Consider the following 20,163-nt stretch of genomic DNA (forward strand, 5'->3'; position numbering starts at 1 on the left):
TGCCACCTCAATCCTGCAAGCGCGACTTCAGCCCGTCGATGATCGTCTTGCTGAGAAGCTCGTAGTTCTCGTCGAAGTGATGATCGCCGGGAAGCGTGATGACCTGAACGCCGCTGTCCTTCAGATCCGGGCAAGCCACCTCATCGTCGTCCTCCGTGCCGTAGATGCACTGGACGATCTTTGGGTCGACCTTCTTCAGGTCGTCCACCGGATCGCCGCCGGCACCTTCCGTCTTCTGGCCAAGCCAGCCCATGACCGAGATCTGGTAGTCGACGGCGTGCGAAAGAGACAGCAACGACATCTGTGTGACTGCGCTCTTCGGCGCCGCCTTCAGGCGCGAAAAGGCGGCAGGCACGACGTCGGCACCGAAGGAATAGCCGACCAGCAGCACATGCTTGACCTTCCATTGCTTGCGGTAGAACTCGATGATCCTGCCGAGATCATCAGCCGTTTCCTGCGGCTTGCGCTCGGACCAGAAGTAATGAAGGGAATCGATGCCGACGACCGGGATGCCCTGCTTCTGCAGCGAAGCGCCGACTTCCTTGTCGATATCGCGCCATCCGCCATCGCCGGAATAGATAATCGCCATGGTGTCGAAGACCGGCTTGGCATCCAGAATCGTCAGCGGAAGACCGAGCGCGTTGTCGGCGCTGCCGGATGCGGCGATCAGGTCGTCGAGCGTATCGCTGAGCGTGGTCCAGGCGTCATCCTCGGAATCGCGGATGTCGATATCAGAGTGCTCCTTCTTGAGATCCTCAACATGCGCCCGCCCGTCCTTGCTCGCAGCCGAGGTGAAAGACGCAATGATCGGATCCGGCAGGGAGATATCGCTCAAGCCATAAATCATCCGGTCGCCGACCGTCTGCTTCTTCGCCGGCGTGCAGAGTTCCTGCTTCAACGGAATCCCGGCAACGGGATCGACCGCCAGCGTCTGGCCGATGGTCGCATCAGGGGTCTGGGCGGCAATGGCAAGCGCCAGCGCGCCGCCCTCGCCGATCCCGGCGATGATCGGCAAATGATAGGCGCTGTTGCCGGCAGCACGCTGAACCTGCTGGCTCAGCGCCTCGATGTCGGAAACGAGGTAGATGCAACCGTCGTTCTGGCTGACGTCGTACTTCCGCATGGCGTCGATGTAGGACGGGAAGTCGACGCCGATCACGACTGCGCCCTGGCCCACCAGCCTGTCGGCTTCGGCCTTTTCCTTGTCGCCCCAGCCGGCGGCGTCCGAAATCAGCATGACCGCGCTCTTCACGTCTCCCGTAGGCAGGAAGATATGCGGCGGCGGGATAAGACCGGTTTCGAAGCTCTGCGTCGTTTCGCTTGCCGCTCTGGCAGCAGGTATCGCCAGCGACAGCGCGCAGACGGCTGCAAGAAGGTATCTTTTCATCATTTCCTTACGACCCCTTTCAATCCGCCGCCGATCAGGAGCGTAGCGTCCATCAATGCGATCATCGGATTGCCTCCTCCGGAAACCGCAAGATAACGCGGATGCCATTGAGGGTGAAACTTGGATTTGAAAGCCCGCAGGCCCTTGAAGTTGTAGAAGCGTTCGCCGTGTTCGAAGACGGTGCTGCCGATACGATCCCATACGGGTGCCGCTTCACGCTTCGACATGCCCGATAGCGGCGCCATGCCGAGGTTGAAATGCGCGAAGCCTTCGTTGCGCAAATACTCCATGATTTGGACGAAAAGAAAGTCCATCGAGCCTTTTGGCGCATCCGGCGAAAAACGCATCAGATCGATGGTGCCCTCGTCCTTCGCATCGGTGATCAGGATATTGGCGAAGGCTACGATCTTTCCCTCGCGCTTGAGGATGCCGACGGGCTGGGCCGCGATGTAATCCGGTTCGAAGGCGCCGAGCGAGAAGCCCTTCTCCTTGGCATTGTGATCCTCAAGCCAGGCGTTGGAAACCTCAGCAAGCTCGTCCATCATTTCAGGAACGGCGTCGGCGGGGATCACCTCGAACTCCAGTCCGTCGCGCTGCGCGCGGCTGGCGGTTTGGCGCAGGTTCGCCCACTTGCCGCCCTTCATCTCGAACGTCTTCAGATCCGATACGGCAAGCTCACCCAGCTTGAAGGCGCGCAGCCCTGCATCAGCGCAGTGCGAAAGCAGCGCCGGCGAGATCTGATAGAACACGGCGCGGCATCCGGCGGCGCGTGCGGTCTCCACGAAGCGCCAGACGAGCTCGGGGATCGCGCTGCGGTCACCGATCGGATCGAACAGCGCAATCCATGAACGGCCCTGACGCCCGTACATGATGAAAGCATCCCCCTTTTCGGAGAACATGATGCTCTTGTCGGCCATGCGCACCAGATTGGCGTCGGCATAGCGCTGTTTCTCGACGATATTGACGGCACGCTGCAGCGCTTCGTCCGACGCCGGCTCCGGCCTCGTCGTGGCGGGGCGGAGAAGGCTGAAGATGGCGATTGCCGACGAAATGATGGTGATGCCGAGCACGGCTCGCAGACCACGCGGCGCCTCGCCGGCGAACTCGAACTGCCACCACAGCTCGTTGCTGTATTCGACGTCGCGGTAGACGAAGAGCAGGATCACGATCGAGCCGACGCACACGACGGCGATCGCCGTCAGCCAGGATGCCGTGAGCGTCTGGTTCAGCAGCGATGCATGGCGGCGAAAAAGACGACGGCTAGCAAACAGGCCGAAGATCAGGAAGGCAAGGAAGCAGGCTTCGACAAGCGCGATGGCCTTTAGAAGCGAAAGCGCAAGGGCAGCTGCCGCGGAAAGGATCGAAACCCACCACGCGCCATCCAGCCGCTGGCCAAGGCCACGCGCCGCGACCACCAGCGTCAACCCGAGCAGGCTGGACAGGAAGTGTGCGCCTTCGACGATCGGCAGCGGCAGGTACGTGGACAGGAATTCGAGGTTCGAATCCGGGGTCGGCGTCACGCTCGAAAAGATCAGCATGACGCCGAGAAGCAGCGCCAGCGTCGACAGCAGCTGCGGCATCAGACGGATGCCGATCCGCCGCACGCCGGTTGCCACAGGATGATCGGCGAAACGCCGCAGCTCGGTCGCCGAAACTGCCAGAACCGCAATGACGAGCGGCAGGACATGATAGATCAGGCGGTAAAGGACGAGCGAACCAAGCACCGCATCGATGTTCACCGCGCTGCCGAGCGAAGCGATGATGACGGTCTCGAACACGCCGAGGCCGGCGGGAACGTGGCTGAGAACGCCGAGACCGACGGCAATCGCATAGATCGCCAGGAACACCGGCCAGCTGATGGCCGTCTGCGGCAGCAACACGTAAAGAACCGTGGCGGAGGCCGCGATATCGAAAGCGGCAACCAGAAACTGTCGCGACCATGTCGCCGAATCCGGCAGGCGGAGCGACAACTTGCCAAGCTCCAGCACACGCCCGCCACTCCCGAGAATGACGAGCGCGCCAAGGACCGCGACGATCGATCCGCCCACCAGCCGAAGCAGCAGACTGCTGACATTCACCAGCGGCGCGATCTCGTCGGCAATGGCGAGAAGCGCGATGGAGCCCACGCCGGCCAGCCCGAGCCCGAAGGCAACGGTGACGAAAGCGATCACGCGCCCGATCTCTTCCGGCGTCAGGCCAAGGCGCGAATAGGCGCGATAGCGAATGGCGCCACCGCTGAGAGCGCCGAAGCCGGCCGTGTTGCCCACCGCATAGGCGCTGAAGGCGGTTAGCGCCACCTGCGGGAACGGCAGCCTCTTTCCGACATATTCGATCGCGTTCACATCGTAGAACACAAGCGCCAGAAAGCTGAGGGCGGTGAAGAACAGCGCCAGCAGGATCGAGCTGACCTTCGTATCGGCAAGCGCCTGTACCACGTCATCGTAGCGGACCTCGTTGGTCAGCTGGACGATCGCGTAGCCAACGATACAGAATACGGCCAGCGTCGCGACTGCCGCCAGCTGCGTGCGATATCGTCTGAAGAAACCGCGCAGAGCGGATTCTTCGATATCCTCGATTTCTTCTAAATTGCCGTGCCCCGACATCTCGTTCCGTCGCAATCTTCCATCCAGGCGGGAATCATGTTCCGCGTACGCAACATAATCGGCATGTTGGCAAAGCCATACATGCACGCGCTACCCCAGCGCCGCTTTCGACGTTTGCTTCTAATTTAATTGGGGCAATTTTGGCGCAATCGCCGCCCTAACACATTGCATTTTCGTAAGGTTGGCGATCGCTACCGCTTGATACTACCGAAGTTGGCAGGATTTCACGTTGCGGGCTCCCCACCCGCAGCCTGAACGGCGGTGAGACGCGCCGCAGCGGCATGACCTTCCGCCTCGCGCCCCTCGCTGGAAACCTGCACAGTCGGCACCGCGAACTCGATGCCGTTTTCCTTGAAAGCGTTGCGGATCATGGCAAGCGCGTTGCGCCGGATGACGAACTGCTCGCCCGGCTTGGTCATCATCGCCAGCCTGATCTCGATCGCGAAATCACCAAACTGCTCGACACCCTTCATCTTCAGGGTCTCGATGATGTTCGGACCCCAATCCGGATTTTCCAGCAGTTGCTGGCCGATCTGCTTGATCACCTTCTTGGCCTTCACGAGATCAGTGTCGTAGGTCACCTTCAGCGTGATCTTGTCGATGGTCCAGTCGCGGTTGAGATTCTTGACGGCGCCGAGCTCTCCGAAGGGGACGGTCGTCAACGGTCCGCGATGATGCCGGAGCCGGACCGAACGCAGGCTGAAGGCTTCGACCACGCCCTTGTGGCTGCCGCTCTCGATATACTCGCCAATGCGGAAGGCATCGTCCCACAGATAGAACATGCCGCTGATCACATCCTTGACGATCGTCTGCGCCCCGAAGCCGACAGCGACACCGACGACGCCGGCACCCGCGATCAGCGGCCCGATTTCCACGCCGAGGCCGGAAAGCACCATCAGAACGGCGATCACCGCGATGACGACGGCGAGAATATTGCGGAAGATCGGCAACAAGGTCTGCAGCCGCGCCCGCCTCGCCTTCTCTTCGTCGTTGGAGGCGCCGTCCAGCGGCGAGTCCTCCAGGCGACCATTGATATAAGCACGTGCCAGATGCCACAGCAGATCGGCCGCAAGCAATATGACGATGCCGCCGATGGCGCCGCGGGTAATGCGGTCAACCATGGTATCGCCCGCTGCCATCCGGTCGGCGGCAAATCCCAGGATGCGCCCCAGCCAGATCGCCGCAAACGCAATGATGACAGCGCGCACGCCGCGATCGAGAAGAACCGCCGCAATCCGGCGCTTCGCAAGGAACCCGGCCTCGGCCTGGTGCAGCGAACGCACCGCCAGCGTAGCAACCCGCAGCGCACGCGGGAGAAGCACGAGATAGATACCGATCCACAGAAGCAGGCCGAAACCGGCGACCCACAGCAGCCAGAGGAAGACGAAATAGATCGTCATCAGCCAGGAAACGGTTACGCTCCGGTGTCCCTCCTCGACGGGGCGCGACCAGACGGCCTCGGTCGCGATCAGCAGCAGCCCGATGCCAAGCGTATATGCAGCAAGGTAACGTGACCCGGGCGAAAATCCGAGCGGCAGCATGAGCTGGATGATCACCCAGCCGAAGGCAAAATAGATCGTGAAGATTGCCGTACGCCGGAACCAGAACAGCGCCGTGGCTCTCGACACCTCACGCGTGCCGTCCGGACGCGGCAGTGTCAGGAGCGCGACCAGCAAGCGCCCCAGCGAGATCGTAAGGCGCGCCACGATCAGCGCGATGGCCACGGCGATCGCCATCGACTGCGTGATCGGCGGCCAGTTGAAAAGAACCAGCGGCACCAGCGTGGCCACACCGAAGACGAGCGCCGGCACAATGCGATAGGTCAGGTTGGCGGCAGCGTGGTGCGCGACGGTGACGACTTCTCCGTCTTCCCGCTTGATCTTGGGCTTCGGTACCAGCACCCGAAACAGCAGCTCGACGATCGCGCCGGCAAACAGCAGCGTCAGAACCTTGATCGCGGTCAGCCCCCAGCCCGCGGGCTCGACTTCCCGCTCGACGGTTGCCGAGGCTGCCTCGACTTCATGCGGCAGACCCATAGCCGCTTCGGTCACGAGGTCGAAGTGCTCGCGCGCATGGCCCAGGAACTCCGACAGAACCGACATCTGGTCGTCCGTTTGCGGGGTCGCGGCAGGCGCTGTCTTCGTTTGCGCCGCCATCCACTGCTTGACCTGTGGTGTTTCCATAAGTTGCAGCATCTGCCGAACTTCCGCCGGTGGCGGAGCGGCAGGCGCAGCGGAACTTGTCGCCGGCGCCGGCGTCTGTGCCACAGCGCTCCCTGCTGCCATTCCCACAATCAGCAGCACAAGCCTCAGCAACGTGCGCGCACCATTTACCACACCCATCCGCCGACCCCTCCGGTCTGGTTATCCCTCCACACCTTATATCGCCCTGCGGGAAAGAAAAGCCCGCGCGGCGGATGCAGCGCGGGCTTGATAGTCGTTCAAATGGAGTAACTTAGCCCTTGGGCTTCTCTATGTGGCCACCGAAGCCGGCGCGCATCGCCGAGAGCACCTTGTTGGCGAACTCGTCGTTATCGCGAGAGGAGAAGCGACCATAGAGCGCAGCGCTCAGAACCGGTGTCGGCACGCTCTCGTCGATAGCGGCCATGATCGTCCAGCGCCCCTCTCCGGAATCCGAGACGCGGCCCGCATACTGCGCAAGCTGCGGGTCGGCATGCAGCGCATCGGAGGTCAGATCGAGCAACCAGGAGGTGATCACGCTGCCGCGACGCCACACTTCCGCGACATCCTGCAGATTGAAGTCGTAACGGTAATGTTCGGGATGCGCGAGTGGCGCGGTCTCGGCGTCCGCCTCGTGCGTAGCCGATCCGATATTGGCATGCTTCAGGATGTTCAGCCCCTCGGCATAGGCGGCCATCAGCCCGTATTCGATGCCGTTATGAACCATCTTGACGAAGTGGCCGGCGCCATGGGGGCCGCAATGCAGGTAGCCCTCCTCGGCCGTGCTGTGAGGGTTGGCGGCGCGATTGGCCGAAGGCGGCGTCGAGCCGGCACCCGGCGCGAGCGTCGCGAAGATCGGCGAGAGCGACTCGACAATGGCCTTCTCGCCGCCGATCATCAGGCAATAACCGCGCTCCAGCCCGAAGACGCCACCGCTGGTGCCGACGTCGACATAGTGAATGCCTTTGGTGATCAGTTCCGCGCCGCGGCGGATATCGTCGTGGTAGTACGAGTTGCCGCCATCGATGATGATGTCATCGTCGTGCAACAGCGGCAGAAGCTGCGCGATCACTCTGTCGGTGATGGCGGCCGGCAGCATCAGCCAGATTGCGCGGGGACGCGAAAGCTTGGAGACGAACTCCTCAAGAGAAGCGCTGCCGACAGCGCCCCTGCCAACCAGATCGGCGACACTTTCCGGCTTCGCATCGTAGACGACGCATTCATGGCCGCCGCGCATCAAGCGCTGAACCATGTAATTGCCCATACGGCCTAAACCAACCATGCCAAGCTGCATTGTAATTCTCCTGGGAATCTAATCGATATAATTCCCCGAAATTAGCACTCGCACCGGCACAGGCAAGCGAAGTCTACGTCACATTTGAGTCATGAGATGAAGACGCAATGGCGGCAACGGGACTAAGCCCCCGTACGGCGCATCAATATTCCGGCGCAGTCGCCTGCTCCCCACGCATTTCGCTCTGGAAAAACCCTTCGCGCAGATTGATCCCATACTCGACGAACGCCTTCATGCAGCAGAGCATTTGCGTCCAGCCTTCGCAGTTGAGATAGGTGCCTCGCCGACCGGCTTCATCGTCGCGCCAGCCGTTTTCGGAGATCGTTACCATCGTGCCGCCATCGTCGAGCGGTTCGAACGTCATTTCGACCAGCGTCTTGTAGCGTATCTTGTCTTCGCCGGTCCCTCCGTCCCAGCGCAGCACGATCTTTCTCTCCGGCACAAGCTCCACGACTTCGACCGGAGCATCCTTCCACCACGTCACTGTCGTGCCCTGCACGAGCGGCGCGCTCGCCCCGCCGATCGTCGTGAAATAGCCCGAAAGCTTCTTTGGATTGACGACCGCGTCGAAGACCTCCGCGACGGGGCGACCGATGCGGCCGCCAATACGAATACCGAGGGACATGACCCTTCCTCCGTCCTGCCGTTGATACCGAGACAATCATGTTATAAAAAAATAACATGTCAAGCGAATCGGAAAACGATCCCGTCTTCAAGGCCCTCGCCCATCACCGGCGTCGCGAGATTCTCGACCTCTTGAAGGAAGGCCCGCGGACGACAGGAATGCTCTGCGAAGCCTTTCCCGCCATGGACCGATGCACCGTCATGCAGCATCTGAGAGTTTTGGAAGAGGCTGACCTCGTGATGGCCCGGCGGGAGGGTCGCGAACGCTGGAACCACCTCAACAGCCTGCCGATCAAGTCCATCTATGACCGATGGATCAGCGCCTATGCCGGACATGCCTTGTCGATACTGGATCGACTGAAGGGAGATCTGGAGGGATAGCGCTAAGGAAGCGCCGGCTGGACAGACACCACGACGCGCCCGCTTGTCACATCCGCGATCGTTTGCGACACCTCCTCCACGATCGCCTGCGGTATCGAAAGCGTCAGGCAGGCGCCGGAATCGACAAACTCTTCATTGGCGATCCGCACACCGGCCGCTGCCGCAAACCGCGCCTTCACGAGCGCAAGATCGGAAAAGCTCACCTGCACGGTCGTTTCGACCGTCGCCACCAGCTCGACGACACTCGCCGCCTTCAGGCAGGCAGCCGCCGTTCCGCCATAGGCACGGATGAGCCCCCCGGTTCCGAGCAGGACGCCTCCGAACCAACGGGTGACGATCACCATCACCTGGTCGAGCGATTGCCCGTCGATCGCCTGCAGAATTGGCTTTCCCGCCGTTCCGCTCGGCTCACCGTCGTCATTGAATCGATAGCTCTGGCCGATACGCCAGGCCCAACAATTGTGATTTGCCCCGGCATCCGCATGAGCAGCAAGGAAGTCCCGCGCATCCTGCTCGCTCGCGATCGGTCGGGCAACGGCGCGAAACCGGCTCTTCTTGACGATCTGCTCGAGGGTCTCGATGCGTTCCAATGAAAACATGAAGCTGCCATATCGTCGCGACCGACCCGACCGCAAGCAAAACTATTGCAGCCGTCAACCGTGCCCGATCTTGGCGCTACAACGAAAAACGCCCGCTGCAAGGCAACGGGCGTTTTGATCGATGACCTGCTCGCAAGGAGCAGTGTCCAAATTCTTAGCGGGCAACCGCTTCGCGTGCGACGCGCTGGATGTCCGCGCGGTCGATGCCGAGGTCGTGCAGGTCGCGGTTCGACATACGGCCCAGTTCGCTGACCGTCTGACGATACTTGCGCCAGTTATTGAAAGAGCGTGCTACGTTCATGATGATCCCCTTTCTAGGGCTGTCCGGTGTCTGCAGCGTGTTTGCTGCGTTTGTCTGTTTGTTGAAGTGAATATACGTCGACAGCCCCGGACCGAACAGCGCTAAAGCGTCACGCCACCCATGCACCAAATGCATAACGACCGACACCTCCCCGAACGCTCTGCTGCTTTTTTCGACACGATTGGCGACACTCCAGAGGGATTCTCACTCCGCAATGGGCGAATATGGTTAAGCGACGAGCCGGGATAACGTAGGAATTTAAGGATTTTTAAACGTTTTAACGCGCGAACATCGCTCGATCCACCTGGAATGGGTGGCGCAATCGCCCGCAATTCAGGATCGCATGAAAACGTGCATGAGACGCATACGTCATTTGCAGTTTGAAGGCCTCACCGCCGGCCACCCAATAATGGTCGGTTCTGCCATTGAGAACAGACCGCAAATCGCATTGTCAGCGCCCATTTCTTGCGTCAAGACACGCTGCTTTCCGGCATTGACCCAATCCAGCGAGGCACGATCTCGCAACAAGGACATCGACATGAAGAAGACCCTCGTCACGGCATTCCTCACCACGGTCGCAGCGCTTTCGACGGGCTCGGCACACGCTGCCGGCTTTACCGTAACGCCCATGAAGGATGGCGAGAGTTTCCTTGGCTGCCTGGCACAGAACACCGAATCCGGCATCGGCTTTCTCGCGGTCGGTGACAAGCTTGCCATGTTCGCCAATACCGACAAGTTCCCGATCGAGAAAGGCCAGCAGGTCAAGGGAAGCTGGTCGGTGGACGACGGCGACGAAGCGGAGTTTTCCTCGACCGCCGACAGCGCCCACACCGCGACGATCGATGTCCCGAACGCTTCCGAAGCGGTGGCCACACTGACTCAGGGCGAGGAACTGAACGTGACCGCAAATGGCGTCGATGCAAGCCTCCCGCTGGCCGGCACCGAACAGGCCTTTACCGATCTGCTCGCATGCATGCAGAAGGAAGGCGCGGAGTAAGCGACCGACCACAGCGAAATCTGTGGCGCGTCTCCGGGCGCGCCTCTCCTCACATCCGAATAGGCCGTATCCATAAAGTGATGGGAAAGTGCGATCCGCGGCAACCGATGGAGGTTTACGATCCTGGGTGCCTACAAACGTAGGTGGGCGCCATATGACCAAGCCCACGAGCCTGGTCAGGGACAGCTCCCTTTGGATCGAGTATGGCCCCAGGGATTGTGGTTCCTGTCGAGAGGCGCAGATCGCAGTCTCTATATAAGGCTGAACTTTGGGGTGCGCCAGAGGCTCCGGCGAGGCGCTCCCCATTTATTATCTAGTTGAGTTCAGAGGGTGCGCGGCCGTTCAGCTTGTCGGTAATGCCGCGGATGTGGCCGGTCACCTCGGCGATCGCCGCGGCAACGCTCTCTTCCGTTCGCGCGGTGGCCGCAAGAACCGTGTCCCGATTGCCGCGAAGCGTTTCGAGCTCCGTCTCCAGGCTGGCGACCCGTCGCGTCAGCTCTGAAATCTCATCCATGATCATGATCCCGGCCATGACGGTGATCCTGAGATCGCCGATTTCGCCGAACTGGCTCTTGAGATGGCCGACATAGCGGTCGAAGCGGGTCGCGAGATCGGTCAGGTGATCCTCCTGCCCCTCCTCGCAGGCCATGCGATAGGCCTTGCCGTCGATCGTTACCGTTACCTGCGCCATCTCACTTGTCCTTGCTAGCGGTCGAGAACCGCGCGGATCGTTTCCATGGCCGTCACCAGCCGCCGCGAAACCTCGCGGTTGACCTCTTCAAGCCGGTTCGCGCGAAATTCCGCCTGATCGAGCTCTTGCGCCAGCTTGGAGCGATCGGCATGAACGCGACGCACCTCGCCTTCGATCTCGCCATGCTCGCGCTGGCTCTCGATGCGCATGTCCACGGCGTTTTCGAGTCCCGAAATCGCCTTGCGCAGCTCGTTAAGCGCTGCCTCGATGGTTGTGCCTGTGGGCGTCATGTCTTTCCGGTTCCCCGCGCAAGACTCGCGAATCGGCGCCAGAAGCCGATCCGATGTTTCAAAAAGGATATGCGGCTCGCCAACTGCCCGTCAATAAAGGCCGCACGACGACAGGCGACCTATCTGTGGATGAAGAAAATCAACACCCGCCTCTCATGGGTTTTAACTTTTGTAAAACTTAACGGTCAAATGTCTAAAATCGATTGGAACGGCCCGGAAACGGCCTGCAATTTATTGACTTGGCTGATCCAACTGCTATGTGTCAGCCGCTTTCATTGATGGTCCAAAGAGGCTTTAGGCCATCCCCCGACACCCGGAACCTGCGGAAAAGCCATGATCTCTCCTGAACAACACGACCGGATGGCCAATGCGATCCGTTTCCTCGCCATGGATGCAGTCGAAAAGGCAAACTCCGGGCACCCCGGCATGCCGATGGGCATGGCCGATGTAGCAACGGTCCTGTTCACAAAATATCTGCGTTTCGACCCGAAGAAACCACACTGGCCAAACCGTGACCGTTTCGTGCTGTCTGCCGGCCACGGCTCGATGCTGCTCTACTCGCTGCTGTATCTGACCGGCTACCCTGACATGACGGTCGAAGACCTGAAGCAGTTCCGCCAGCTCGGCTCGAAGACCGCTGGTCACCCGGAATACGGCCACGCCACCGGTATCGAAACGACGACCGGCCCGCTCGGCCAGGGCATTGCCAACTCCGTCGGCATGGCGATTGCCGAGCGCAAGCTGCGCGAGGAATTCGGCGCCGATCTTCAGGATCACTATACCTATGCCATCTGCGGCGACGGCTGCCTGATGGAAGGCATCAGCCATGAGGCGATCGCTCTCGCGGGTCACCTGAAGCTGAACAAGCTCGTTCTCTTCTGGGACAACAACTCGATCACCATCGACGGCGCCGTGTCGCTCTCCGACTCGACCGACCAGATTGCCCGGTTCAAGTCTGTTCACTGGAACACGATCGAAGTCGACGGCCATGACCAGGCAGCCATCTCGGCTGCGATCGAAGCCGCTCACAAGTCCGACCGCCCGACCTTCATCGCCTGCAAGACGATCATCGGCTTCGGCGCACCGAACAAGCAGGGCACCCACAAGGTCCACGGCAACCCGCTCGGCGCCGACGAAATCGCGGCCACCCGCAAGGCGCTGGACTGGGAATACGAGCCCTTCGTCGTTCCTGCCGACGTTCTCGACGCATGGCGCGCCGCCGGCACCCGCTCGGTCGAAACGGTCAAGGCCTGGGAAGACGGTCTTTCCAAGGCGTCAGCCAAGGCTGAATTCAACCGCCGCTTTGCCGGCGAGCTGCCTGCAGGCTTCGACGCCGCCATCAGCGACTATAAGAAGAAGGTCGCCGAAACCAAGCCGACGGTCGCAACCCGCAAGGCATCGGAAGATGCCCTCGAAGTCATCAATGGCATCCTGCCGGAAATGCTCGGCGGTTCTGCCGACCTGACACCGTCGAACAACACCAAGACCAGCCAGATGGTGTCGATCACCCCGACCGACTTCTCCGGCCGCTACATGCACTGGGGCATCCGCGAGCACGGCATGGCATCTGCCATGAACGGCATCGCACTGCACGGCGGTCTTATTCCTTATGGTGGCGGCTTCCTGATCTTCTCGGATTATTGCCGCCCGCCGATCCGCCTGGCTGCCCTGATGGGCATCCGCGTCGTCCACGTTCTGACGCACGACTCCATCGGCGTTGGCGAAGACGGCCCGACGCACCAGCCGGTCGAACAGGTTGCCAGCCTGCGCGCTGTACCCAACCTGCTGGTCTTCCGCCCGGCCGACGTGACGGAAACGGCTGAGTGCTGGCAGATCGCTGCCAAGACGCAAAACCGCCCGTCCGCTCTCGCCCTGACCCGTCAGAACCTGACGGCTGTGCGCACCGAGTACAACGAGAAGAACCTGTGCGAACAGGGCGCCTACACGCTGGCCGGCAAGGCCGACGCCAAGGTGACGATCTTCGCTTCGGGTTCCGAAGTCGAACTCGCCGTTGCTGCCCGCGCCACGCTGGAAGCCAAGGGCGTCAGCGTCCGCGTCGTATCGGTTCCCTGCACCGAGCTGTTCTTCGAGCAGTCCGAAGCCTACCGCAAGGAAGTCATCGGCAACTCGCCGGTCAAAATCGCCGTTGAAGCCGCCGTTCGCGAAGGTTGGGATGCGTTCATCGGACCGGAAGGCAGCTTTGTCGGCATGAAGAGCTTCGGCGCTTCCGGCCCGGCCAAGGACGTCTTCAAGCATTTCGGCATCACGGCCGACGCCGTGGTTGCTGCTGCAGAAGCCAAGCTTTGATCAAGGAGCGCCTGTCGGCGCTCCCCATTCCATAACGCAAGCCCCTACTCATCGGGAGTGAAACACATGACTGTAAAGGTTGCCATCAACGGCTTCGGCCGCATCGGCCGCAACGTCCTCCGTGCGATCGTCGAATCCGGTCGCACCGACATCGAAGTCGTTGCCATCAACGACCTCGGCCCGGTCGAAACCAATGCTCACCTGCTGCGCTATGACTCCATCCACGGCAAGTTCCCGGCAGAGGTCAAGGTCGAAGGCGACACGATCACCGTTGGCGGCGGCAAGCCGATCAAGGTGACGGCCGTTCGCGACCCGGCACAGCTGCCGCACAAGGAACTCGGCGTCGATATCGCGATGGAATGCACCGGCATCTTCACATCGCGCGACAAGGCTGCCGCCCACCTGACGGCCGGCGCCAAGCGCGTCATCGTTTCGGCACCTGCCGACGGCGCTGACCTGACCGTCGTCTTCGGCGTCAACCACGACCAGCTCACCAAGGAGCACCTGGTCATCTCCAACGCATCCTGCACGACGAACTGCCTCGTGCCGGTTGTGAAGGTTCTCGATGATGCGGTCGGCATCGACCACGGCTTCATGACCACGATCCACTCCTACACCGGTGACCAGCCGACGCTCGACACCATGCACAAGGACCTGTACCGCGCCCGCGCCGCAGCCCTGTCCATGATCCCGACCTCGACCGGCGCTGCCAAGGCTGTTGGCCTCGTTCTGCCGCACCTGAAGGGCAAGCTCGACGGCACCTCGATCCGCGTTCCAACCCCGAACGTCTCGGTCGTCGACTTCAAGTTCGTTGCCAAGAAGGCCACTTCGGTTGCCGAAATCAACGAAGCCATCAAGTCTGCCGCAAACGGCAAGCTGAAGGGCATCCTCGGCTACACCGACGAGCCGCTGGTTTCCCGCGATTTCAACCATGACAGCCACTCGTCGATCTTCGCGACCGACCAGACCAAGGTCATGGAAGGCAACTTCGTTCGTATCCTCACCTGGTACGACAACGAGTGGGGCTTCTCCAGCCGCATGTCCGACACGGCTGTTGCCTACGCCAAGACCATCTAAGGTCCTCGCGACAAGACTTCGGAAAGCGGCTCGGGAAACCGGGCCGCTTTTCATTGTGGCAATGGCGGACAAACCAACTACCTTTCACTACGCGGCAACACTGCCGCACATGGCCGGATCAAGAGCTGGCGGGTTCGATATGAGAATCCTGATGACGGTGATCGTTTTGATCATGATCGCGAGCGTTCTGAGCATCAGCCTGGTTGGCGGTCGTCGCTCCACGCAGATTGCCAAGGGGCAATCGCTGATGGAGACGACGCGCACGATGGGGCCGCGCTGATCGGCAGAGATATTTACTAGCGCCGATCTGCCGTTCGCCGTAGTGTTGAGAGGGCGCGAACCGCGCAGCAGCGAGAGAGAATTTGATGGACTACTTTACGATTGAAGTCGGCGGACAGGCCGTTGCGTGTTTCCGTTCGGAAAACGTCGACGACGCCACTCATTTCTTCCAGGCGGAAGACTTCCGCGAGGATCTGACGATCCTGCAATCGCAAGGCAAGCCGGTGTGGGACGGCGTCAGCCCCCTCAACCTGCGCAAGGCGACCGCCGAGGAAGCAAACGAAGTGCAGCATGCCTACGAATTCGACGACGATCCGGACAGAACCATCGATGATGAGTTCGTCGTCTTCCTGATTCCGATCTCCGACATGGATGACGGCGAGGACGACGAGGCGTAACAGACCCCGCGCCGAGAGAATTCGGCCGGCCAAAATGGACGTCGAAGCGCCTCGTCGAGAGGCGCTTCCGCCACCTGCAAGAAAATCTCCAAGAAAGATTCAGCACGGCGCATTCTGCCCTGCTCTCGCCTGATTTGATCCTAAACTTCTCTCAGGCTCACTCTCGAACCGTTCATCCGATTTGCCATTCGGCAGACCAATCAGCAGCATGACGCAGCAGAAATGCAAGGTTGGCCCATAAGGTCTACCCTTGCGTTGGATTTTGCCGTTAACTGCCGGATACGGAGCGCAAGAGAGGGCGATTTTAGGCGGCTGCAATATACGGGGGCGGTATTGCAACCTTGATAGGCGGATAAGGGGATCGGCATGGAAGCATTTTACATCGTCGTGTTGGTATCAACGACGCTGGTGCTTCTGGCGGCCTTTTCCAGCTTGCTTGCCTTCCGCTTCGGCGCGCCTTTGCTGCTGCTCTTCCTCGCCATCGGCCTATTGGCCGGCACCGACGGTCTGGGCATCCAGTTCACCAACAACTACCTGGCCTCCATCCTTGGCTCGATCGCGCTTGCGGTCATCCTTTTTGATTCCGGCTTCGGAACACCGATACAGGCGTTCAAGCTGGCGGCGGTGCCGTCGTTGACGCTTGCCTCGATCGGCGTGTTGATGACCGCCGGGCTTTTCGCCATCGCCGCGATGTGGTTGCTGAATTTCAGCTGGCTTGAGGGAATGCTGCTTGGCTCGATCGTCGCCTCGACCGATGCCGCCGCCGTCTTCTTCCTGCTGCGTATCGGCGGCATCAACATCCGCGACAAGGTGCGCTCGACGCTCGAAGTGGAATCCGGCACCAACGATCCGATGGCGATCTTTCTGACGATCGCGCTCGTCGAGGTTCTGGCATCAGGCGAGCGCTATCACGGCATCAATATCGGGATGCTGGCCATGTTCGTCCAGCAGATGGGCCTGGGCGTGATCCTGGGTCTGCTCGGCGGCATGATGATCGTGCTGATCGTCAGCAAGCTGGAAACCGATCGTGGCCTGACGCCCATTTTCGTTCTGGCGCTCGCCCTGCTCGTCTTCTCGGCGACCGGCGCGGTTGGCGGCAGCGGCTTCCTCGCGGTCTACGTCGCCGGCATCTATGCCGGCAATCGAAAGCTGCCGGGCTATGCCTCGATCAAGCGCTTCCAGGACGGCATGACCTGGCTTGCCCAGATCATCATGTTCCTCGTGCTCGGCCTGCTCGCGACGCCGTCCCAGTTCCCGGCCATCGCCATCCCGGCAGTGTTGCTCGCCCTCTTCCTGATCTTCATCGCCCGGCCGCTGGCGATCTGGCTGTCCCTCCTGCCCTTCGACTACACGCAGCAGGAAATCGGCTTCGTCGCATGGGTGGGGCTGCGCGGCGCCGTGTCGATCCTGCTGGCGATCATGCCCATCCTCGGTGGGCTGGAAAACGGGCAGGTCTACTTCAACACCGCCTTCATCATCGTGCTGGTGTCGCTTCTCGTTCAGGGCTGGACGATCAAGCCGGTGGCCAAGAAGCTCGGTCTGATCATCCCGCCCCGCATGGGGGCGGTCGACAAGGTCGAAGTCGACTTGCCGGGAGCGGCCAATCACGAGCTTCTCTCCTACCGCGTGGTCAAGGACAGCCCCGTTCTGCGCGGCGAGCGCATCCCGCGCTGGGCGACCCCTTCGCTTGTCATTCGCGACGGCAAGTCGATGCGTTACCAGTATGCGGGACGTCTGCGCGAAAACGACCTCGTCTACCTCTTCATCATGCCGTCCTACTCGCGCCTGCTGGACAAGCTCTTCGCCAGCCGCGCCCCGGTGGATGAAGACGATGCCGACTTCTTCGGCGCCTTCGCATTGTCGCCGGCGCGTCCGGCATCGGATCTGGATGCTGCTTACGGGCCGGGGCTTCTCAACGAAAACGAGAAGGGCCTGACCATCGCCGAAATGATGCGCCAGCGGCTTGGCGGCAAGGCCGATTATGCCGACCGCGTGCGCCTCGGCTCGATCATCCTGATCGTTCGCGATCTCGATGACCAGGATCACATCAGCTCCGTCGGCATGTCGCTGGAGGCCGTGGAACCCGCCACGACGCTGCCGATCTTCATCAATATGCGCGATATCATGGACCGCGTTCGCGACCGGTTGAAGGGACGAAAGAACAAGGAAGCTGCGGCCGCCGCCGCGGTCCCCAAAGGTGATGAAAACCCGCGCTGAACGCCTTGCGTCCACGATCATCCTTGCTATGGTCCCCGCATCTTTTTGGGCAATAACGAACGGATCTTTTCCATGCCTTCCTTCAAGACTCTCGACGACCTTAACGACATTGCCGGAAAGCGCGTTCTCGTTCGCGTCGATCTCAACGTCCCGGTAAAGGACGGCAAAGTCACGGACGTCACGCGCATCGAGCGTGTCGCCCCGACGATCCTTGAACTCTCCAAAAAGGGCGCCAAGGTCATTCTGCTTGCGCATTTCGGCCGCCCGAAGGATGGCCCGTCGCCGGACCTGTCGCTATCGTTGATCGCTCCCTCGGTCGAGGAAGTTCTCGACCATTCGGTACTGACGGCGACCGACGCCATCGGTGAAGCGGCTGCAGCCGCAGTCGCCTCGATGAAGAACGGCGACATCCTGCTCCTGGAAAACACCCGCTTCCACAAGGGCGAAGAGAAGAACGATCCCGATTTCGTCAAGGCGCTGGCCGCCAATGGCGACATCTATGTCAACGACGCCTTCTCGGCCGCCCACCGCGCCCATGCTTCGACCGAAGGCCTGGCGCACCACCTTCCGGCCCATGCCGGGCGCACCATGCAGGCTGAGCTTGAGGCGCTCGAAAAGGGCCTCGGCAATCCGGCCCGCCCCGTCGTTGCCATCGTCGGCGGCGCCAAGGTCTCCACCAAGATCGACCTGCTGATGAACCTCGTGAAAAAGGTCGATGCGCTGGTGATCGGCGGCGGCATGGCAAACACCTTCCTGGCCGCCCGCGGCACCAATGTCGGCAAGTCGCTGTGCGAACACGATCTCGCCGACACGGCACGCCAGATCATGATCGAAGCGGCAACGGCCGGCTGCGCCATCGTACTGCCGGAAGACGGTGTCATCGCCCGCGAGTTCAAGGCCGGAGCCGCCAACGAGACGGTCGCGATCGATGCCATCCCTGCAGACGCCATGGTTCTCGACGTCGGCCCGAAGTCGGTCGAAGCCGTCAAGGCATGGATCGAGCGCGCCAACACGCTCGTCTGGAACGGCCCGCTCGGTGCGTTTGAAATCGCACCGTTCGACAAGGCGACCGTTGCGGCTGCACAGTATGCCGCCGAGCGCACCAAGGCCGGCAAGCTGACGTCGGTTGCCGGTGGCGGCGACACGGTTTCGGCGCTGAACCATGCCGGCGTGGCCGACGATTTCAGCTATGTCTCGACCGCAGGCGGCGCTTTCCTCGAGTGGATGGAAGGCAAAGTACTCCCAGGCGTCGCTATTCTGAGCAAGGTGAAATAATCAGCGCAAGCCGATTTAACAAATTTTACATGTAGATAGACCGCGGCGCGAAAGCTCCGCGGTCTTTTGTTGTCGTCTTGAGCAAAAGCCCAAACATTCAAACGATTAAAAAAAATTCAAACGTTTTAGCCATTTTAGCTGCCGTTTTCCCACCCATAAACTTCTGTTATCGGCGACCTATATTCATCGAAACGCAGTTTTTCGCGATGTGAAGAGTCCTGCCGCTTATCGATCCGCCGATTTGATCGATTGAGCATTGCCGATAGGTTTTTAAACAGAAAAAATCCGTGCGCGCGATGCGCCGGTCTGAGGGAAGGAGTGAACTATGGTGGACGCGAAGATGTTGAACAAGATCAGTTCGGCGCCAGGATTCATTGCAGCGCTGGATCAGAGCGGTGGTTCGACACCCGGAGCGTTACGCCTGTATGGCATTCCCGACACAGAGTACCAGGGTGACGAGGAAATGTTCCGCCTGATGCACGCCATGCGCGTCCGCATCATGACCGCCCCCGCCTTCACAGGCGAAAAGATCATCGCCGCAATCCTGTTCGAGCGGACCATGGACGGCGATGTCGATGGTCAGCCGGTTCCCTCCTATCTCTGGGAAAAGCGCGGCGTCGTGCCGCTTCTCAAGATCGACAAGGGCTTGGCTGCCGAAGAAAACGGTGTCCAGGCGATGAAGCCGATGCCCGATCTGGATGCCCTCCTGGCGCGCGGCCGCGACAAGGGAATTTTCGGCACCAAGATGCGCTCGGTGATATCAAACGCGGACAGAGCAGGCATTGCAGCGGTCGTAAAGCAGCAGTTCGAGGTGGCACGCCAGATCATCGGCAACGGCCTCGTTCCGATCGTCGAGCCTGAAGTCTCCATCAAGAGCCCGACGAAGCAAGAGGCCGAGGCCATTCTTCGCGACGAAATCGCCAAGCAGCTTGACCTGCTTCCGGCCGGCGAAACCGTCATGCTGAAACTGACGCTCCCGACGGTCGCCGATTTCTACGCGCCTCTGACCGCCCACAAATCGGTCGTGCGTGTCGTCGCCCTTTCCGGCGGCTACAGCCGCGCCGATGCCTGCGAAAAGCTCAGCCACAACCATGGCATGATCGCAAGCTTCTCGCGCGCACTGACGGAAAACCTGCGCGTTTCGATGAGCGACGCAGAGTTCGAAGCCAGCCTGGCCAAAACGATCGATGAGATCTACGCCGCCAGCGTCAACAAGGCCTGATGCGCACAAGGCCACAGCAGAGCCAGGACCGTTTTCGAAAC

18 protein-coding genes and 1 other RNA gene are annotated in these 20,163 nt (G+C 60.9%); 9 read left to right on the forward strand and 10 right to left on the reverse strand.

What is annotated here, in order from left to right:
• Positions 1-7 precede the first annotated feature (7 nt).
• The 5 genes from QTL94_RS07455 to QTL94_RS07475 all read right to left on the reverse strand — a co-directional run bounded on the left by QTL94_RS07455 (position 8) and on the right by QTL94_RS07475 (position 8,089).
• Positions 8-1,390, reverse strand: coding sequence for a virulence factor family protein (locus QTL94_RS07455; protein ID WP_289801103.1), 1,383 nt, complete (start codon positions 1,388-1,390; stop codon positions 8-10).
• On the reverse strand, positions 1,387-3,990 hold the full coding sequence (mprF, locus tag QTL94_RS07460; RefSeq protein ID WP_289801128.1) for a bifunctional lysylphosphatidylglycerol flippase/synthetase MprF: 2,604 nt from the start codon (positions 3,988-3,990) through the stop codon (positions 1,387-1,389). The genes QTL94_RS07455 and mprF overlap by 4 nt, the downstream gene beginning before the upstream one ends.
• A gap of 224 nt (positions 3,991-4,214) precedes the next feature.
• Positions 4,215-6,332 carry a mechanosensitive ion channel family protein gene (locus QTL94_RS07465; RefSeq protein WP_289801104.1) on the reverse strand — a complete coding sequence of 706 codons (2,118 nt, stop codon included), beginning with the start codon at positions 6,330-6,332 and terminating at the stop codon, positions 4,215-4,217.
• A 112-nt stretch (positions 6,333-6,444) separates the two neighbouring features.
• Positions 6,445-7,464, reverse strand: a complete 1,020-nt coding sequence (gnd, locus tag QTL94_RS07470) for a phosphogluconate dehydrogenase (NAD(+)-dependent, decarboxylating) (protein ID WP_065692435.1) — start codon at positions 7,462-7,464, stop codon at positions 6,445-6,447.
• Between the two features lie 142 nt (positions 7,465-7,606).
• Positions 7,607-8,089, reverse strand: coding sequence for an SRPBCC domain-containing protein (locus tag QTL94_RS07475; protein WP_289801105.1), 483 nt, complete (start codon positions 8,087-8,089; stop codon positions 7,607-7,609).
• A 56-nt stretch (positions 8,090-8,145) separates the two neighbouring features.
• On the opposite strand from QTL94_RS07475, the gene QTL94_RS07480 reads away from it, so the two are divergent.
• Complete coding sequence (locus tag QTL94_RS07480; protein ID WP_065692433.1) at positions 8,146-8,469, forward strand: ArsR/SmtB family transcription factor; 324 nt, start codon at positions 8,146-8,148, stop codon at positions 8,467-8,469.
• A gap of 2 nt (positions 8,470-8,471) precedes the next feature.
• Here the strand turns inward: QTL94_RS07480 and QTL94_RS07485 are convergent, their stop codons facing one another.
• A complete protein-coding gene (locus tag QTL94_RS07485; RefSeq protein WP_289801106.1) occupies positions 8,472-9,068 on the reverse strand; it encodes an IMPACT family protein in 597 nt (198 codons plus the stop codon).
• A gap of 154 nt (positions 9,069-9,222) precedes the next feature.
• Positions 9,223-9,369, reverse strand: coding sequence for a DUF1127 domain-containing protein (locus tag QTL94_RS07490; RefSeq protein WP_065692461.1), 147 nt, complete (start codon positions 9,367-9,369; stop codon positions 9,223-9,225).
• Between the two features lie 538 nt (positions 9,370-9,907).
• Between QTL94_RS07490 and QTL94_RS07495 the strand changes: the two genes are divergently transcribed.
• Positions 9,908-10,366: a hypothetical protein gene (locus QTL94_RS07495; protein WP_289801107.1), complete on the forward strand. Its 459-nt coding sequence runs from the start codon at positions 9,908-9,910 to the stop codon at positions 10,364-10,366.
• Between the two features lie 88 nt (positions 10,367-10,454).
• Here the strand turns inward: QTL94_RS07495 and ssrS are convergent.
• The 3 genes from ssrS to QTL94_RS07510 form a co-directional block, all read right to left on the reverse strand.
• A non-coding RNA gene (ssrS, locus tag QTL94_RS07500) (6S RNA) lies at positions 10,455-10,613 on the reverse strand.
• A 66-nt stretch (positions 10,614-10,679) separates the two neighbouring features.
• Positions 10,680-11,057 (reverse strand): cell division protein ZapA, encoded by a 378-nt coding sequence (locus tag QTL94_RS07505; protein ID WP_065692430.1) that lies wholly within the window; start codon positions 11,055-11,057, stop codon positions 10,680-10,682.
• 14 nt (positions 11,058-11,071) lie between these two features.
• Positions 11,072-11,347 carry a DUF4164 domain-containing protein gene (locus QTL94_RS07510; protein WP_065692429.1) on the reverse strand — a complete coding sequence of 92 codons (276 nt, stop codon included), beginning with the start codon at positions 11,345-11,347 and terminating at the stop codon, positions 11,072-11,074.
• A 333-nt stretch (positions 11,348-11,680) separates the two neighbouring features.
• Here QTL94_RS07510 and tkt point away from each other — a divergent pair, with 333 nt between their 5' ends.
• From tkt to QTL94_RS07545, 7 genes are all read left to right on the forward strand, one after another.
• Positions 11,681-13,654, forward strand: coding sequence for a transketolase (gene tkt, locus QTL94_RS07515; protein ID WP_289801108.1), 1,974 nt, complete (start codon positions 11,681-11,683; stop codon positions 13,652-13,654).
• Between the two features lie 66 nt (positions 13,655-13,720).
• The gene (gap, locus tag QTL94_RS07520) at positions 13,721-14,731 is read left to right on the forward strand and encodes a type I glyceraldehyde-3-phosphate dehydrogenase (protein ID WP_065692427.1); all 1,011 of its coding nucleotides are present in this window, start codon (positions 13,721-13,723) and stop codon (positions 14,729-14,731) included.
• Between the two features lie 151 nt (positions 14,732-14,882).
• Positions 14,883-15,011, forward strand: coding sequence for a hypothetical protein (locus tag QTL94_RS07525; RefSeq protein WP_275078410.1), 129 nt, complete (start codon positions 14,883-14,885; stop codon positions 15,009-15,011).
• Positions 15,012-15,096: 85 nt separating this feature from the next.
• Positions 15,097-15,408, forward strand: a complete 312-nt coding sequence (locus QTL94_RS07530) for a hypothetical protein (RefSeq protein WP_065692425.1) — start codon at positions 15,097-15,099, stop codon at positions 15,406-15,408.
• Between the two features lie 366 nt (positions 15,409-15,774).
• Entirely contained in the window at positions 15,775-17,625 is a 1,851-nt protein-coding gene (locus QTL94_RS07535) for a potassium/proton antiporter (RefSeq protein WP_289801109.1), read from the forward strand.
• A 72-nt stretch (positions 17,626-17,697) separates the two neighbouring features.
• Positions 17,698-18,900, forward strand: coding sequence for a phosphoglycerate kinase (locus tag QTL94_RS07540; protein WP_289801110.1), 1,203 nt, complete (start codon positions 17,698-17,700; stop codon positions 18,898-18,900).
• Positions 18,901-19,225: 325 nt separating this feature from the next.
• Positions 19,226-20,122: a fructose bisphosphate aldolase gene (locus QTL94_RS07545; RefSeq protein WP_289801111.1), complete on the forward strand. Its 897-nt coding sequence runs from the start codon at positions 19,226-19,228 to the stop codon at positions 20,120-20,122.
• Positions 20,123-20,163: the final 41 nt, after the last annotated feature.

This window comes from Rhizobium sp. S96 (genome assembly GCF_030382195.1).
Classification (GTDB): Bacteria; Pseudomonadota; Alphaproteobacteria; order Rhizobiales; family Rhizobiaceae; genus Rhizobium.

Coding starts and splice junctions, on each gene's coding strand:
- QTL94_RS07530 (WP_065692425.1), top strand. CDS start 15,097: ATGGACTACTTTACGATTGAAGTCGGCGGACAGGCCGTTGCGTGTTTC.
- QTL94_RS07540 (WP_289801110.1), top strand. CDS start 17,698: ATGCCTTCCTTCAAGACTCTCGACGACCTTAACGACATTGCCGGAAAG.
- QTL94_RS07525 (WP_275078410.1), top strand. CDS start 14,883: ATGACGGTGATCGTTTTGATCATGATCGCGAGCGTTCTGAGCATCAGC.
- QTL94_RS07465 (WP_289801104.1), bottom strand. CDS start 6,332: ATGGGTGTGGTAAATGGTGCGCGCACGTTGCTGAGGCTTGTGCTGCTG.
- gnd (WP_065692435.1), bottom strand. CDS start 7,464: ATGCAGCTTGGCATGGTTGGTTTAGGCCGTATGGGCAATTACATGGTT.
- QTL94_RS07510 (WP_065692429.1), bottom strand. CDS start 11,347: ATGACGCCCACAGGCACAACCATCGAGGCAGCGCTTAACGAGCTGCGC.
- QTL94_RS07505 (WP_065692430.1), bottom strand. CDS start 11,057: ATGGCGCAGGTAACGGTAACGATCGACGGCAAGGCCTATCGCATGGCC.
- tkt (WP_289801108.1), top strand. CDS start 11,681: ATGATCTCTCCTGAACAACACGACCGGATGGCCAATGCGATCCGTTTC.
- QTL94_RS07490 (WP_065692461.1), bottom strand. CDS start 9,369: ATGAACGTAGCACGCTCTTTCAATAACTGGCGCAAGTATCGTCAGACG.
- QTL94_RS07455 (WP_289801103.1), bottom strand. CDS start 1,390: ATGATGAAAAGATACCTTCTTGCAGCCGTCTGCGCGCTGTCGCTGGCG.
- QTL94_RS07480 (WP_065692433.1), top strand. CDS start 8,146: ATGTCAAGCGAATCGGAAAACGATCCCGTCTTCAAGGCCCTCGCCCAT.
- QTL94_RS07475 (WP_289801105.1), bottom strand. CDS start 8,089: ATGTCCCTCGGTATTCGTATTGGCGGCCGCATCGGTCGCCCCGTCGCG.
- QTL94_RS07485 (WP_289801106.1), bottom strand. CDS start 9,068: ATGTTTTCATTGGAACGCATCGAGACCCTCGAGCAGATCGTCAAGAAG.
- gap (WP_065692427.1), top strand. CDS start 13,721: ATGACTGTAAAGGTTGCCATCAACGGCTTCGGCCGCATCGGCCGCAAC.
- QTL94_RS07545 (WP_289801111.1), top strand. CDS start 19,226: ATGGTGGACGCGAAGATGTTGAACAAGATCAGTTCGGCGCCAGGATTC.
- mprF (WP_289801128.1), bottom strand. CDS start 3,990: ATGTCGGGGCACGGCAATTTAGAAGAAATCGAGGATATCGAAGAATCC.
- QTL94_RS07535 (WP_289801109.1), top strand. CDS start 15,775: ATGGAAGCATTTTACATCGTCGTGTTGGTATCAACGACGCTGGTGCTT.
- QTL94_RS07495 (WP_289801107.1), top strand. CDS start 9,908: ATGAAGAAGACCCTCGTCACGGCATTCCTCACCACGGTCGCAGCGCTT.